This window comes from Streptomyces sp. NBC_00289, assembly GCF_041435115.1.
In the GTDB taxonomy this organism is placed as follows: domain Bacteria; phylum Actinomycetota; class Actinomycetes; order Streptomycetales; family Streptomycetaceae; genus Streptomyces.
Map to the genome: position 1 here is coordinate 6,865,353 of NZ_CP108046.1, position 15,131 is coordinate 6,880,483.

Here is a 15,131-nt window from a genome sequence, read left to right on the forward strand (position 1 = left end):
GTTCGGCAGTGGCTACCGTAGGGTTACGTCTATTTAACACGCAAAACTCAATATGTAATGCAACATGGAGAAACACAAGGGGGTGCGCATGACCGGAAGGCCCGGCAGAACCGGGAGGAGCGCGAGTCAGGCGAGTGCGGGAGACCTGCTCGAGCTGGTCCGCAGCGGCCGCGCCACCACCCGCGGCGCGCTCCAGCACGTCACCGGACTCTCCCGGGCCACGGTCGGCCACCGCCTCGACCGCCTCTTCCGCGCCGGCTGGCTGCGCGAGGGCGCCGGGGGTCCCGTGGACTCCCCGCAGGGCGGCCGGCCCTCCATCACCCTGGAGTTCGACGACGCCCATGCCGTCGTCCTCGCGGCCGACCTCGACACCCGGCACGCGCGCGCGGCCGTCCTCTCCCTGACCGGCGAGATCCTCGCCGAACACAGCGGCACCCCGCGCCTGGAGGACGGCCCCGACGTGGTCCTCGGGGAACTCGGTCGCTGGTTCGCCGAACTGGTCGAGAAGACCGGCCGCCGGGCGGACGAGGTCTGCGGGATCGGACTCGCGGTGCCCGGGCCCGTCGACGGCGACACCGGCCGCGTCGTGCAGCCGCCGATCATGCCCGGCTGGGACGGCTACGACATAAGGAGCCGGCTGGCCGGAGTCTTCACCGAGCACACGGGCGGGCCGGCGGTGCCGGTGCTCGTGGACAACGACGCCAACCTCATGGCGTACGGCGAACAGCGCACCGCCCACCCGGACTGCTCGGCGTTCGTCCTGGTGAAGGTGTCGACCGGTATCGGCGCGGGCGTCGTGGTGGACGGCTCCCTCTACCGGGGCATCGACGGGGGCGCCGGCGACCTCGGCCACATCCGGGTCCCGGCGGGCGCGGACCTGCTGTGCCGCTGCGGTTCCTACGGCTGTCTGGCCGCCGTGGCGAGCGGCGGCGCCGTCGCGCGGAGGCTGGCGGAGGCCGGGGTGCCGGCCGCCTCCGGCTCGGACGTACGCGATCTGCTGGCCTCCGGGCATCCGGAGGCGGCCGCGCTGGCGCGCGAGGCGGGACGGCAGGTCGGTGACGTCCTGGCCACCGTGGTGACCCTGCTCAACCCCGGGGTTCTGATGATCGCGGGAGATCTGGCCGGAACCCCCTTCCTCACCGGCGTGCGCGAGCTGCTGTACCAGCGGGCGCTGCCGCGCTCCACCGCGCACCTGGACGTGGTGACCTCGCGGCTCGGGGAGCGGGCCGGGCTGGTGGGGGCCGGTGCGCTCGTGGTGGAGCATCTGTACGCGCCGGAGCGGGTGGAGCAGCGGCTGCTGGCGCTCGGCGTGTGACGAGGCTGTTTCCCGCCGTTTCCGGTCCGGGAGCGCGTCCGGATGGTGAAATCTCGTCGGCCGCGACAGGTGATTCTCGCCACGCCTGATCGGGGTTGAGCTCAGATGAGCGGATCATGGGCGACTGCACTTCTCCAAGGGGTGGCACTCAGTGCCACCCCTTGATCGTTCATCGATCGAAATCAAACGTGCCGAAAGACGCTCACCTGAGCGCTATGGTGGGACTGTAACGAGGTTCGGGGGGTCGATGCGTTCAAGAAGTGAAAACACAAACGGTCGGTCGCTTGCCAAGCCTTGACTTTCGATCCGCTGGCGGACGAGTGGTTACAGGCGCATGACGCGCAAGTGGACGTACCCAGGCGCCTTCGATCTGGGTATGTTCCTGCCCGTCAGGGCAGCCACCGCGTCCTCGAGGAGTCGAGACCCGTGTCGGAAAACAAAGATCCCCAGGTAGCTGAGCACGGCACCAGCGTTGAGGGCGTGAAGTTCGTTTACGACTTCACCGAGGGCAACAAGGACCTCAAGGACCTCCTCGGCGGCAAGGGCGCCAACCTCGCCGAGATGACGAACCTGGGCCTTCCGGTGCCTCCGGGCTTCACGATCACCACCGAGGCCTGCAAGGTCTACCTCGACAGTGGTGAGGAGCCGGCGGCACTGCGTGACGAGGTGAGTGCACACCTCGACGCCCTCGAAGCGAAGATGGGCAAGAAGCTCGGCCAGGCCGACGACCCCCTGCTGGTCTCCGTCCGCTCCGGCGCCAAGTTCTCCATGCCCGGCATGATGGACACCGTCCTGAACATCGGCCTCTCCGACAAGTCGGTCCAGGGGCTGGCCGCGCAGGCCGGCGACGAGCGGTTCGCCTGGGACTCCTACCGCCGCCTGATCCAGATGTTCGGCAAGACCGTCCTCGGCGTCGACGGCGACCTCTTCGAGGAGGCGCTGGAGAAGGCCAAGGACGCCAAGAAGGTCACGGTCGACACCGAACTCGAGGCGGCCGACCTCAAGAAGCTGGTCACCCGGTTCAAGCGGATCGTCAAGACCGAGGCCGGCCGGGACTTCCCGCAAGACCCGCGCGAGCAGATGGACCTCGCGATCCACGCGGTCTTCGACTCCTGGAACACCGACCGGGCCAAGCTCTACCGCCGCCAGGAACGCATCCCGCACGACCTCGGCACCGCGGTCAACGTCTGCTCGATGGTCTTCGGCAACCTCGGCCCCGACTCGGGCACCGGCGTCGCCTTCACCCGCGACCCCGCCAGCGGTCACCAGGGCGTCTACGGCGACTACCTCCAGAACGCCCAGGGCGAGGACGTGGTGGCCGGCATCCGCAACACCGTCCCGCTCGCGGAGCTGGAGACGATCGACAAGAAGTCGTACGACCAGCTCATGCAGATCATGGAGACCCTGGAGAACCACTACAAGGATCTCTGCGACATCGAGTTCACTATCGAGCGCGGCCAGCTGTGGATGCTCCAGACCCGCGTCGGCAAGCGCACGGCGGGCGCGGCCTTCCGCATCGCCACACAGCTCGTCGACCAGGGCCTGATCGACGAGGCCGAGGCGCTCCAGCGCGTGACGGGCGCCCAGCTCGCCCAGCTGATGTTCCCCCGCTTCGACGAGCACACCAAGGTCGCGCAGGTCGGCCGAGGCATCGCGGCCTCGCCGGGCGCGGCCGTCGGCAAGGCGGTCTTCGACTCGTACACGGCGGTGAAGTGGTCCCGCTCGGGCGAGAAGGTCATCCTGGTCCGCCGCGAGACGAACCCCGACGACCTGGACGGCATGATCGCGGCGGAGGGCATCCTGACCTCACGCGGCGGCAAGACCTCGCACGCCGCCGTCGTCGCCCGGGGCATGGGCAAGACGTGTGTGTGCGGCGCCGAGGAACTCGAGGTCGACACCAAGCGACGCCGGATGACGGTGCCGGGCGGACACGTGGTGGAGGAGGGCGACCTGATCTCCATCGACGGATCGTCCGGCAAGGTCTACCTCGGCGAGGTGCCGGTGGTCCCCTCCCCGGTGGTCGAGTACTTCGAGGGCCGGATGCACGCGGGCGCCAACGACGCCGACGAACTGGTCGAGGCCGTACACAGGATCATGGCCTTCGCCGACCGCAAGCGCCGGCTGCGCGTGCGCGCCAACGCGGACAACGCCGAGGACGCGATGCGCGCCCGCCGCTTCGGCGCCCAGGGCATCGGCCTGTGCCGCACGGAGCACATGTTCCTCGGCGACCGCCGTGAGCTGGTGGAGCGCCTGATCCTGGCGGACACGGAGACCGAGCGCGAGGAGTCGCTGAAGGAGCTGCTGCCGCTCCAGAAGAAGGACTTCGTGGAACTGTTCTCGGCGATGGACGGCCTCCCGGTCACCGTCCGCCTCCTCGACCCGCCGCTGCACGAGTTCCTCCCGGACATCACGGAGCTGTCGGTCCGCGTGGCGCTCGCGGAGTCCCGCCAGGAGCCGCACGAGAACGAACTCCGGCTGCTCCAGGCCGTGCACCGCCTGCACGAGCAGAACCCGATGCTGGGCCTGCGCGGTGTGCGCCTCGGCCTGGTCATCCCCGGCCTGTTCACGATGCAGGTACGAGCGATCGCCGAGGCCGCGGCCGAGCGCAAGGCGGCCAAGGGCGACCCGCGCGCGGAGATCATGATCCCGCTGGTGGGCACCGTCCAGGAGCTGGAGATCGTGCGCGAGGAGGCGGACCAGGTGGTGGCCGAGGTGGAGGCCGCCACGGGTACGGAGCTGAAGCTGGCGATCGGCACGATGATCGAGCTGCCGCGCGCCGCGCTGACGGCCGGACAGATCGCGGAGGCCGCGGAGTTCTTCTCCTTCGGCACGAACGACCTCACCCAGACGGTGTGGGGCTTCAGCCGCGACGACGTGGAGGCCTCGTTCTTCACGGCCTACCTGGAGAAGGGCATCTTCGGCGTCTCCCCCTTCGAGACGATCGACAGGGACGGCGTCGGCTCCCTGGTGAAACTCGCCGCCGAAGCCGGCCGCGCCACCCGCCCCGACCTGAAACTCGGCGTCTGCGGCGAACACGGCGGCGACCCCGAGTCCGTCCACTTCTTCCACGAGGTGGGCCTCGACTACGTCTCCTGCTCCCCCTTCCGCATCCCGGTGGCACGACTGGAGGCGGGACGGGCGGCCTCGCAGTCGACGGGGAGCGACCACCGCTGATCTCCCACTGACCCCGGAGCGGTCGCCGATCCCCGACCCTCACCGATCACGACGGCTCCGGCTCGCAAGGAGGAGGCGGCACCCTGTGCGGGGGTGCCGCCCCTTTGTGCATCAACTGCGGAGACTGTCAAGATACGGCGCTGACCAGGGAAAATGCAGCTTGCTGACGTTGGTTGCCGTTGAACCGGAGTGAAGCCGTTGTGCCCTCGTTGTGCCCTCCGTATGCGGCCGGATCCTGTCACGAGCCGTCATAAGAGAGGCGCCTCCCCTGACTGGGATCCCTAGACGGCGGGTGGAAGAGCATCGCTTCAGGAGTTCGATCCGGGCCCTCTGCGGCTGCTGCTCTCGACTGGTGCGACGGCCGGACAGAGACGCGGGTGTGCCCCCGTCTGGCGTCGTTGAGGTCAGCCGTGGATGTCAGAGGCCTTTTGATCCGTAGCTCTGTAGAGATCGGTCATTGGATGGAGGTCATACAGGCTGCGGGGAGGGCTGTGAGGGCCGGTGTTGGGCGCTGGCGGTTGCTGGGGTTGCTGTACTGCACCGGCTTCGGAGGCGTTGGCTCGTTCGCTGGTTGCCCAGGTCACAGCGATCGCCCCGGCAGTGCTCGCCGCGGTGTGGCCTGCGCCGAGGGTGAGGCCGAAGACATGGGACTGGATCAGGCCGAATGCTTTGAGCTGCTGTTGACGAGTGGTGGGCTAGGCCCGGGCTAGGCCGCGGTTTCTGCGATGAGGACGGCGACGGTGATCGGGCCCGGGGCGTCAGTGGTGGCTGCGTCGGCTACGGCGGCCCGGATGGCGCGGGCGACTTCCAGTGGATGGTGTCCTGGGGCTACCGCGAGGTGGACCTCGATGTGGCGGCCGGGTGGATCGTCATGGTCTTGCACCTTGACCGGGCGGCTTCCCAACACGGCGGTGAGGCGGGCGACGCCCGGAACAGCCGACGCGACGTCCGCCAGCTTACTGACGGGCCCCCACATGGGTCCTGTTCCGGTCTCAGGGGGCGAGCTTCGCGCGGCTGGGGCTGTGGCTGCCGCTTCCGGCGCGGGCTCCATGGCCCTCGTTGAGGTTCCTGACCTGACGACCGTCTCCGGGCCCACCTGGAGATCCGTGACGCGCAGGTCGGCTGTAACTGTGGCCAGGCCGAGCCGTTCAGCGGCCGCGTTGAGCAGCGCACTCCTCAACTGGGCGGCGGTTTCTGGCAGTGGCCGGCCGAGGGATGCCGCGAAGGCGGCTTCGATCCTGAGCGGGCCGGGCGGTAGCGCGCTGGCTGGCGGACGCACGGCCGGTTCGGACACGGGCTCGAGCGGTGCCGGCCCGATGCGCAGGGACTCAAGCCAAACACCGGGAATCGCGGCGGCCGCGCGCCCGAGGACCCGGACGGCCGCTTGCTCGGTGATCCATGTCCCGTCGCCCGGCCGGCCGAGCGGGAGCAGCCGACCGAGGTCGAGCTGATGCCGTACTGCCTGCGTCCATGCCTCGGTTTTCACCCCTCTCACCCTCTTGCTCCCATGGCTGCGGTTCTCTTCCTGCCCACACTGCGCTCGGAGTGTCCGCGAGAGCCCCAGGCAGGACGTTCGGGCCACTCATGGGACCGCTCCACCTCACGCCACATATTAGGCCAAAAAATACTAAAACGACTACAATATCAACGGTGAGTGGTATGTGAGCTTCTCAAGGGAGGAATGTCCCGATGACTGAGAACACCGGCGTAAAGAACACCGGCGTCAAGCTCGGCGGTGCGCCCGGTTCTCGCGGCCGGACGACCGTCGCCGATGTGGTGGTGGAGAAGATCGCCGGAATGGCGGCACGGGACGTGCTCGGCGTCTATGCCCTGGGCGGTGGACTGGCCCGCTCGATGGGAGCCATGCGGGAGCGGCTGCCCGGCGCGGGCAGTGGCAAATCCGCCACGCGCGGGGTCAGTGTCGAGGTCGGAGAGCTGCAGGCGGCCATCGACCTGGAGATCGTCGTCGACTACGGCGTCTCGATCACGGACGTGGCCGCCGAGGTGCGGGAGAACGTGATCTCCGCGGTGGAGCGGATGGCGGGTCGGGAAGTGGTGGAAGTCAACATCACGGTCAGCGACGTGAAGCTGCCGGCCGACGAGGAGGACGAAGGGGAAGAGCGGCAGCGGATTCAGTAGCCGGGGCGCGCGCGGAGCAGCCGGCTTGAGTGAAGGAGCGCGTGATGAGCAGGGCCGTGGTGGGCTTGATGGCCGGAATGGCGCTGGGTTTCGCGGCGTACTTCGGTAACTTCTGGGCTTTCCTGCTGGTGCTGGGGCTGGGTGTCGTCGGTCTTGTGGTCGGGCGGTTCACGGAAGGCGATCTCGAACCGGGCGACTTCGTCCGCCGCCGGGACCGCCAGGAGCGGATCCGCGACGACCGGCGACGGACCCGCGGGGACTGGCGGCAGTGACCGGTGAAGCAGATCGGCGTCCGGCCGTTCCCCGCGAGGAGCGCGGTGCGATCACCGTCGCCGACCGGGTCGTTGCGAAGATCGCCGCCCATGTGACGCGCGAGGCACTGAGCGGGTTCACCCGCCGCGTACCGCCGGGCCGCCGGACGCCACGTGTGAACTCATCTGTGCGGCGATCCCCGGGGCGGAATACCGCAGGACGAGACGCCGAGTCCGCCGCGCAACGGCAGGCGGCGCTCGGGGAGGCGCGGCTGCGCATCGTCGTCGAGCTCGGCTATCCGTCCGATATCGGGGCGCAGTGCGCCGCGGTGCGCCGGGAGGTCACCGAACGGCTCAGGACATGGGTCGGCATGGACGTGTCTGACCTCGTGGTGTCGGTCGAGAGGCTGCACTCAGTGCATGGGCGGCACACGGACCAGGAGAGGGTGAGATGAGCGCGCACACCTGGCGGCAGTCGACCGGTGACAGCGACCTTCCCGCCGATCCCGGACAGGCGGCTCCGTCCGCCGAGGACACCCCGGGCACGGGCGCGACGGCGACGACCGACGCATCAGGCCGGTTGGCGCGCCGCTTCTGGTCGGCGCGGCGGATTCCCGCGGCCATGGTGGCCCTGCTGTCCGCCGCGGCCGTCGGACTGCTCCTGTACGACGTGGTCGCGGTGCGGGCAGGCCGGTCCGCGATGAGCTGGCGGCGGCAGCTCGCCGAGGAACTGGCCACACGGCCACTGGACGACATCTGGGTGATGGTCGGGGCCGCGGTGGCGATGGCCCTCGGCCTGTGGCTCTTCCTGCTGGCGGTGACGCCGGGTCTGCGCAGGCTGCTGCCCATGCGGCAGCCCACCGTCGTCCCCGGTACAGAGGATGTCCGAGCTGGGCTCGACCGCCGCGCGGCCGCTCTGGTGCTGCGTGACTGGGCGGTGCGGGTGCCCGGTGTCCGGTCGGCCCAGATCGCTGTCGGCCGCCGGAAGGTCAAAGTCCTGGCACAGGCCCATTTCCGCGGGCTCGAGGAGGTCCACGAGGATCTGGCCGCCACGCTGGGGGAAGCCGTGAAGTCCTTGGGTCTCGCCCGGCAACCCACACTGACCGTGCGCGTCCGGCGCCCGAAGAAGGGCTGAGGTGATTCTGATGCGCAGGACAGTGAACCGGGTGCTGCTGGGGCTTCTCGGCCTCGGACTGTTCGCCCTGGGCAGCGGCGTGCTGGTGGGAGGGCTGGATCTCCAGCGCCGTTGGGGTTTCGGCATGCCGGGCTGGTGGCCCTTCGTCGGGCCGGACGATGTGCTGTTGGGTGCCGAGGGACGTACCCGGTGGCGGGACGAGGGCTGGTGGTGGCCGACAGTGATCGCGGTGCTCGCCGTGCTGCTGGTCCTGCTGTTGTGGTGGCTCCTCGCGCAGCGCGGACATCGCCTGGACAGGGTCCTCGTCCACAGCGAGGACGGCGCGGCGGCGCGGCTCGACGGACGCACGCTGGAGGACGCCATCGAGGAAGAGGCGCGAGCCCTGAACGGGGTTTCGCGGGCTCAGGTCCGGCTGTCGGGCCGACGTACGGCTCCCACCGCACGCGTGCGGCTGTTGCTGGAGCCTTACGCGGAGCCGGCGCGAACGCTGGGACAGCTGAGCCGCGAAACACTCGCAAACGCACGAGACTCGGCCGGCCTGGACCGCCTCCCGTCGAAGGTCCGACTCAGGGAGGCCCGCCACCGCGCCCGGCGCACCGCATGAGGTCCCGCGCGATTCCTTCCCGGGAGGCATCCCGTCGTGGTCCTTTTCCTGACCCTGCTCATCGCTGGAACCGCTCTGATCGCCATCGGCGCGGCCGTCGACGGCACGCTCTACCTGATGTCCGTCGGCGTACTACTCCTCATCGCCGATCTGGTCTACCTGGCGGCCCGCTCCATCTGGTGCTCCACCCGGCGCCCGGCCCGCTGAAACCCGCACGTATTTTCCGCTGTAGCGGTTGCTCCCATCCTGTCTGCCGTCGGCCCACTTCTGGCAGGAATCGGCCGACCCAGTCCGCCTCCTGTGGACAAGGGTCCGTGAACGCCGAAGACCCCCGACCGGGATAGGTCAAGGGTCTTCGAACCGGTGGGGCCAACACGATTTGAACCTGTGGCCTCATCCTTATCAGGTCGATCACCGGGGACCATCGACGTCGACCCACCGGTCCTACGCCTCGGCCGATCGTCCACGGAGGTCCGGCGTCGACCGCTGCTGTTCGCGCTTGTTGGTGTCAACCGCTGGTGTCAGCCGCCGCACGCGGTCTTGACAAGCGGCTTTTCTCGGAGACGGCCCCGGCGCTACCGCTTCTGGGCTCGGTACTGCTTGAGCAGAGCCGTGATCTTTTCGCTGTCGGCCGCGCCGTTCAGCTCAACCAGTAGAAGATCGGGACACAGCTCGTAGAGATCGCCCCACCATCGGCGCCCTCGGTTGTCCCAGATCCGGTGACCGTCCGGCACGCCTCTGGCTACGTACCGACGCTTACTCATGGCTGCTCCCTAGAAGGCTCATGAAGATCTTGGGTTCTGGCCCTGCCGCGTCAGCGGCAGGGCCAGACTTGTCGGCGTACTCTCGCTTCGGGCCGGGCCGGTACGTTTGAACGTCCCCAGGTGTTAGGCCACTTCGTTCTCCCGCTCGATGGCCTGGAGGCGGTTCTTGAGCCGGTAGCTCGGGCCGTTGATCGCGATCACTTCGCAGTGGTGGAGGAGCCGGTCGAGGATCGCGGTGGCGAGGACCTCGTCGCCGAACACCTGTCCCCATTCGCTGAAGGTCTTGTTGGAGGTCAGGATGATGGAGCCCTTCTCGTAACGCTTGGAGATGACCTGAAAGACCAGGTTCGCCTCGGCCCGTTCGAGGGGCTGGTAGCCCACCTCATCGATCACAAGGACGCTCGGCCGCAGGTAGGTGCCGAGTTTGTTGACCAGCCGTCCGGCCGACTCGGCAGCCTTCAGATTGCGGACCATGTCGTCGAGACTGGTGAAGTAGATCGAGTAGCCGGCCCGGCAGGCCGCGACAGCGAGAGCGACAGCGATATGCGTCTTGCCCACTCCCGGTGGCCCCAGCAGCGCGGCGTTCGCCTTGCCGTCGACGAAGGAGAGGCTGGCGAGGTCTTTGACCTTGCGCGGGTCGAGCTCGGGCTGGAACGAGAAGTCGTATTCGTCCAGCGTCTTGTGGTGTGGCAGCTTGGACAGTCGCAGGCCCTGGCGGAAGCGGCGGTCGTCGCGGACGGCGAGCTCTTCGGAAAGGACCAGGTCGAGGAAGTCGAGGTAGCCCATCTTCGCCTCGTCGGCTCGGCGGGTGTACTCGTTGATGGTCTCCGCCAGGTGGGGCAGGCCGAGCTTGCCGGCCGTGGTGCGGATGCGGTTGCCGGTCAGCTCGCTCAAGACGACTCCTTCGTCGGGGAGTTGGTGGTGAAGGGCCGGGTGCCGGTCAGTTCGTCATAGACCGACAGCGGCCGCCGCCCGACCTCGATCTGGGTTGCAGCGGCCCGGTTCAACAGGGCCTGCAAGGGCCCGATGCGACCCGCCGCGGGGAACTCGCTCTGCGGTGGTGGCGGCTCGTCGCCCGTCGTAGTGCGGCGGTTCTTGCCGGTTGGCAGGCCGTCCCAGTGCTCATCCTGCTTGACAACCACGCCGCGGCCGACCGCCCGCGGATGGCTGGACAGCAACGTCTCGCCGCTGGCATCGGGGACGGTCGTGTGCAGCATGACCTGGGATTTCGTCGCTCTGATCTCCACCAGCTGACGCGGGCGGACCTTGCGGGCGGGCACCGAGTAGAGGTTCCCGCCGAACGCGACCAGACAGTCCTTGCCCACCGGCCGCAGATGCCGCTCGGCCACCAGATAGGGCGAGGACGGCAACGGCTTCAGGGCGGCGTGATCCCGGGCGGCCCGGTGTCCGATGACCTCGTGGTGGGTGGCGTGGGTGCGGGCGCGTCGCTGCGGCACCCACGCCAAGAACGCGGCATCCAACTCCTCGAGCGAGGAGAACGCCCGCCCGGCCAGCACGTGATCACGCACGATCAACACCTGGCGTTCGACCCGACCCTTCCCGGTGGGCCGGTAGGCGGCCAGCACGTCGATGTCGAAGTCGTAGTGGCCGGCGAAGCCGACCGCTTCCGGATGCAGCGGAACCGCCTCACCGGGAGCGACGTGCCGGCGCACGACGGTCTTGGTCCGGTCGTAGACGATCGACATCGGCACCCCGCCGAAGTGCGCAAATGCCCGCCGGTGGCAGTCGAAGAAGGTCTGCAGGTCCTGGCTCGTGGTGAAGCAGCAGAACGGATCGCGCGAGTACGACAGCACCATATGGAACGAGTAGACCTTCGGGATTCCCAGGTGGGCGAGGATCTTGCCTTCATCGCCCCAGTCGACCTGAGCCTGGGCCCCGGGAACCACCTCGAAGCGGCGGTGCATACCCGCCAACTCCCGCGGCTCGATCCCCAGTTCACCCGCGATCCGCGGCCGGGCCTCCTGCAGATAGAGCTTGACCCGCTGGTAGTTGATCGTCGAGCCGTACTCCTTCACCAGGCGTTCGTGCACCACAGCACCCTTGATGAGGATCTCTGCCCGCAGCATCGCGTCGATCAACGGGGCGACCTCGTCGACCGCCTTCTTCCGGGGCCGGCCGTTCGACGTCCGCCTCGGCGGCACCGACGCCGCCGTGCTCGACAGATACTTGCGGACCGTCTTGCGGTCCAGCCCAGTCTCCTTGGCCACCTCGGTCAGACTGACCGCCCCTGACTCGACCAGAGCACGGAACCGCCGCAGTTCCAGCCAGCGCTGCGGGTCCAAAACCACCGCGTCACCACCCTCCGCCACCCTTCACCGGACGAGCAGAAGAGTGCCGGGCACCACGATTCACCGCACCATCAAGCGTCCCTTTTCACTCGTACGCGACCGGGGACGATCGTGTGTACGCCGACAAGACTCGCCATGTGGCGATGGGTGAGTGGGTCGGCGAGATGGTCGGGCCGGACGTGTGGGAGACCTGCCGGGAGTTGATCCCGGCAGGGAGTGTGTTCGCGTTCCTGGCCGAGCACCGCGGCGAGCTGTTCCCGGCTGAGATGTTCGTGGACATGTACCCGTCGGCGAACGGACGGCCGAGCATGCCGCCGCAGATTCTGGCCGCCGCGATCACCTTGCAGGCCCTTAACGGGCTGTCGGACTTCGAGACGGTCCAGGAGCTGCGGTGCGACCTGCGGTGGAAGGCCGCCTGCGGGCTGGGCCTGCACGACATGGCCTTCGACCCGTCGCTGCTGGCCTACTTCCGCCGCCGGCTGGCCCGTTCCGCCCGCCCCAACCGCATCTTCGAGGCCGTGCGCGAGGTCGTGAAGGCCACCGGAGTCCTCAAGGGCAAGCACCGCCGGGCGCTGGACTCCACCGTGCTGGACGACGCGGTCGCCACCCAGGACACCGTCACCCAGCTCATCGCCGCCGTCCGCGCGGTGATCCGCGAGGTCCCCGGCGCCGACGCGGTCGTCGCTGCGCAGTGCACCGCCCACGACTACACCGACCCGGGCAAGCCCCGCATCGCCTGGAACGACGAGCAGGCCCGCGCCGAGCTGGTCGACGCGCTGGTCACCGATGCCCTGCGACTGCTGGGCCACCTGCCAGACCAGCAACTCGGCGACAAAGCCGCGAACGTGGTGGGCATCCTGGCCCTGGTCGCCGGCCAGGACGTCGAGCCCGCCGAGGACTCCGACGGCCGCGACGGACGCTGGCGCATCACCCAAGGCACCGCTCCCAGCCGGATGCTCTCCACCGTCGATCCCGAAGCCCGGCACATCCACAAGACCCGCAGCCACCAGCAGGACGGCTTCAAGGCCCACCTGGCCATCGAGCCCGAGACCGGCTTATACACCGCCGTCGCCCTGCGGCCCGGCGCCGGAGCCGAACACCACGAGGCCGCCGTCGGCCTGGACCTGCTCGCCGACGAGGACGACCCGCTGGACGTCTTCGGCGACACCGCCTACTCCGCCGCCGACGCCCGCCAGACCCTCCACGAGGCCGGCCACCGGCTGTTCCTCAAACCCGCCCCACTGCGACCCGCCATCCCCGGCGGTTTCATCCTCGACGACTTCGCCATCGACACCACAGCCGCCATCGTGACCTGCCCGGCCGGACACGCCGTGGCCCTGTCCGACCCCGGCGGGCAGCACCACCAACGCAAAGCCTCTTTCGGGGACTTATGCACCGCATGCCACCTGCGCGAGCGGTGCACCAAAGCCAAGGCCGGACGCATCCTGACCATCCGACCGCACCACGACCTCCAGACAGCCGCCCGCCACCAGGCCGCCACCGACCCTGGCTGGCAGGCCGACTACCGCCGCTGGAGACCACCGGTCGAACGCGCCGTCGCCTGGCTCGTCCACCACGGCAACCGGCGCCTGCGCTACCGCGGCACCATCAAGAACAACACCTGGCTCCACACCCGGGCCGCCGCCCTCAACCTCCGCCGACTGATCAACCTCGGACTCACCCACACCAGTGGCACCTGGCACCTCGCACCAGCCACTACATGACCGGAGGGGCTGTCCGGCCTGACGGCCGGACAGCCCCTCACCAAGATCTTCATCAGCCTTCTAGGCCGTGACAGCCGCAGGGCTTCGTCACGGACTCCCTTGTCCAGGTCGGCGGCGAGTCTCACAAACTCGTCCGTCCGGCCGTCGGCGATCATCCAACTACCGAGCCTTTCGTCGGCCTATGCTCCGCCCTTTCCGGTGGTCTCCCTCGGGACTTGCACCGGAGTGCACGGCTACTCGTCGGAGGCTTGGAGGAATCGAGCAAGATCCAATTTTCGACGGCTCTTTCTGAAATTTTCCATCGAGAGTGCAACGCTAGGCTGCGTGCTGTGAGGCACGCTGTGATTGCAGATCCGCTGGATGCGGCTGGCGTCGCTTTGCTAAAGGAACTGGACCGCATCGAACCTGCCGACCCGGTGACAGCGGAGCTTCTTTTCCAGTGGTATGTCAGATTGCAGCAATGGGTCGCAGGACAGGCGGATCTGGGAGCCTCCGAAAGGCTGTCCCGAGCTGTCCGTTTGGGGCAGGAACTTCAGGCATTTATGTACTTTGCCCTGACGGTGAATGAGTTCTTCGATACAGATCAGATCACTCGGAGAATGAAAGAGGCGAAAGAGCCAGTGTCCGGCGCTAAGTCGCTAAATAGACTGGCTTACGCTCGCCATACCATCGCTCTTGATCCGGGTGCGTCGATTTTCTGTAAGAATACCTTCCGTGAGGCGTGGGGGCTCGAATTGCGAATCCAAGAGGGCTAAGGGAAGCGACGTCCAGGTTCCGTTACCTTGGAACTCGGTGATGCGTGCCTGGCTCAAACGATAGTGACCTTCACCCTGCATCGACTGGGTTCCCCGACTGGTTTCCGAGCCCATGGCTGTGCCTGGTGAGCTCCCTGGGACGCGCCCGCTGACGTTGCCGTCAGAGGCTGCCGTCACGATCACGAAGCAACTGGGTTGAGGCCCGGCCTTGGGCTCGTGTGGCTGCCCTGTTCGCTGATCAGCAGCCCGTCCGCCTTGAGCAGGGACAGCGCCTTGCGCACGGTCACCCGGGTCGTGCCGTACTGCTCCTTGGGCTCGTTCTCCGACTTCAGCTTCTCGCCCGGAGCGAACCTTCCCACCGCGATCGCCGCCCGCAGGTCGTCAGCGATCCGACGGTACGGGGGAAGGTCTCGGTCCGGTGCGCGTCACCTCAGGGGGGTTGACGTCGTGGGACCGAATCGCCGGCGGTCACGTGTCGCAGGCGATGCCGTCGTTGTCGCGGTCCAGGTGGGAGGCGTAGCCCGGTTCGCCGCGGTGGATGGGGGCGGCGCCGGCGGCTCGGACTTCGGTGCAGTTGGCGTAGTAGACGTCGTCGCCGCCCGAGTCGCTGTCGGCGGCCGGCTGGGCGGTGACGGTTCTGGTGGCTCTGACGGTCCTGGTGGCCTTGACGGTCTTGGTGGCGGTCACCGTGGCTGCCGGTTCCGGCGCGGCCGTCTCCGTGGTCGTGGCCGTGACGGTGACCGTCGGCCGGGGCGCGGCGGCCGCCGGCTTCGCGTCGGTCGTGGTGTCGCCGCCGTCGGCGCCTATGCCGACACCGGCGAAGAGCGCCACCGCGAGCGCGGGCAGGACGTACCGCTTCCGGGCCCACTTGGGCGGCTGCGGCGTGGCGTACGGATTGCTCATCTCGTCCCCCAGAGGTGCTACGTGAGGGGAATGACCGTATTGCCGCCCGCCCGGCCTC

General features: G+C 68.4%; 16 protein-coding genes. 10 read left to right on the top strand and 6 right to left on the bottom strand.

Annotated features, from left to right (window positions below; genetic code table 11):
• Positions 1-88 precede the first annotated feature (88 nt).
• On the top strand, positions 89-1,315 hold the full coding sequence (locus OG985_RS31100) for an ROK family protein (RefSeq protein WP_371671662.1): 1,227 nt from the start codon (positions 89-91) through the stop codon (positions 1,313-1,315).
• Between the two features lie 426 nt (positions 1,316-1,741).
• A complete protein-coding gene (gene ppdK, locus OG985_RS31105) occupies positions 1,742-4,489 on the top strand; it encodes a pyruvate, phosphate dikinase (protein ID WP_371671663.1) in 2,748 nt (915 codons plus the stop codon).
• A 706-nt stretch (positions 4,490-5,195) separates the two neighbouring features.
• On the opposite strand, the gene OG985_RS31110 is transcribed toward ppdK, so the two are convergent.
• Positions 5,196-5,975, bottom strand: coding sequence for a hypothetical protein (locus tag OG985_RS31110; protein WP_371671664.1), 780 nt, complete (start codon positions 5,973-5,975; stop codon positions 5,196-5,198).
• A gap of 203 nt (positions 5,976-6,178) precedes the next feature.
• Here OG985_RS31110 and OG985_RS31115 point away from each other — a divergent pair, with 203 nt between their 5' ends.
• From OG985_RS31115 to OG985_RS31140, 6 genes are read left to right on the top strand one after another with little or no spacing between them, the layout of a single operon-like run.
• A complete protein-coding gene (locus OG985_RS31115; RefSeq protein WP_371671665.1) occupies positions 6,179-6,628 on the top strand; it encodes an Asp23/Gls24 family envelope stress response protein in 450 nt (149 codons plus the stop codon).
• 44 nt (positions 6,629-6,672) lie between these two features.
• Positions 6,673-6,900: a hypothetical protein gene (locus tag OG985_RS31120; RefSeq protein ID WP_310433611.1), complete on the top strand. Its 228-nt coding sequence runs from the start codon at positions 6,673-6,675 to the stop codon at positions 6,898-6,900.
• Complete coding sequence (locus OG985_RS31125) at positions 6,897-7,334, top strand: Asp23/Gls24 family envelope stress response protein (protein ID WP_371671666.1); 438 nt, start codon at positions 6,897-6,899, stop codon at positions 7,332-7,334. Before OG985_RS31120 ends, OG985_RS31125 begins: the two co-directional genes overlap by 4 nt.
• On the top strand, positions 7,331-8,014 hold the full coding sequence (locus OG985_RS31130) for a DUF6286 domain-containing protein (RefSeq protein WP_371671667.1): 684 nt from the start codon (positions 7,331-7,333) through the stop codon (positions 8,012-8,014). The genes OG985_RS31125 and OG985_RS31130 overlap by 4 nt, the downstream gene beginning before the upstream one ends.
• Positions 8,015-8,024: 10 nt before the next feature.
• Complete coding sequence (amaP, locus tag OG985_RS31135) at positions 8,025-8,618, top strand: alkaline shock response membrane anchor protein AmaP (RefSeq protein ID WP_371671668.1); 594 nt, start codon at positions 8,025-8,027, stop codon at positions 8,616-8,618.
• Positions 8,619-8,654: 36 nt separating this feature from the next.
• A complete protein-coding gene (locus tag OG985_RS31140; RefSeq protein ID WP_371671669.1) occupies positions 8,655-8,825 on the top strand; it encodes a hypothetical protein in 171 nt (56 codons plus the stop codon).
• Positions 8,826-9,193: 368 nt separating this feature from the next.
• Here the strand turns inward: OG985_RS31140 and OG985_RS31145 are convergent, their stop codons facing one another.
• The 3 genes from OG985_RS31145 to istA form a co-directional block, all read right to left on the bottom strand.
• Positions 9,194-9,382, bottom strand: a complete 189-nt coding sequence (locus OG985_RS31145) for a hypothetical protein (protein ID WP_371671670.1) — start codon at positions 9,380-9,382, stop codon at positions 9,194-9,196.
• 123 nt (positions 9,383-9,505) lie between these two features.
• Positions 9,506-10,276: an IS21-like element helper ATPase IstB gene (gene istB, locus OG985_RS31150; RefSeq protein ID WP_189845846.1), complete on the bottom strand. Its 771-nt coding sequence runs from the start codon at positions 10,274-10,276 to the stop codon at positions 9,506-9,508.
• The gene (gene istA, locus OG985_RS31155) at positions 10,273-11,691 is read right to left on the bottom strand and encodes an IS21 family transposase (protein WP_331719138.1); all 1,419 of its coding nucleotides are present in this window, start codon (positions 11,689-11,691) and stop codon (positions 10,273-10,275) included. Before istA ends, istB begins: the two co-directional genes overlap by 4 nt.
• Positions 11,692-11,834: 143 nt before the next feature.
• Between istA and OG985_RS31160 the strand changes: the two genes are divergently transcribed.
• Both OG985_RS31160 and OG985_RS31165 read left to right on the top strand, forming a co-directional pair.
• Positions 11,835-13,415, top strand: a complete 1,581-nt coding sequence (locus OG985_RS31160; RefSeq protein WP_371666829.1) for an IS1182 family transposase — start codon at positions 11,835-11,837, stop codon at positions 13,413-13,415.
• A 329-nt stretch (positions 13,416-13,744) separates the two neighbouring features.
• Complete coding sequence (locus OG985_RS31165; RefSeq protein WP_371671671.1) at positions 13,745-14,170, top strand: hypothetical protein; 426 nt, start codon at positions 13,745-13,747, stop codon at positions 14,168-14,170.
• A gap of 179 nt (positions 14,171-14,349) precedes the next feature.
• On the opposite strand, the gene OG985_RS31170 is transcribed toward OG985_RS31165, so the two are convergent.
• Together OG985_RS31170 and OG985_RS31175 are read right to left on the bottom strand one after the other, a co-directional pair.
• Positions 14,350-14,559, bottom strand: coding sequence for a GntR family transcriptional regulator (locus tag OG985_RS31170; RefSeq protein WP_371674548.1), 210 nt, complete (start codon positions 14,557-14,559; stop codon positions 14,350-14,352).
• A gap of 79 nt (positions 14,560-14,638) precedes the next feature.
• Positions 14,639-15,073, bottom strand: a complete 435-nt coding sequence (locus OG985_RS31175) for an excalibur calcium-binding domain-containing protein (protein WP_371671672.1) — start codon at positions 15,071-15,073, stop codon at positions 14,639-14,641.
• Positions 15,074-15,131: the final 58 nt, after the last annotated feature.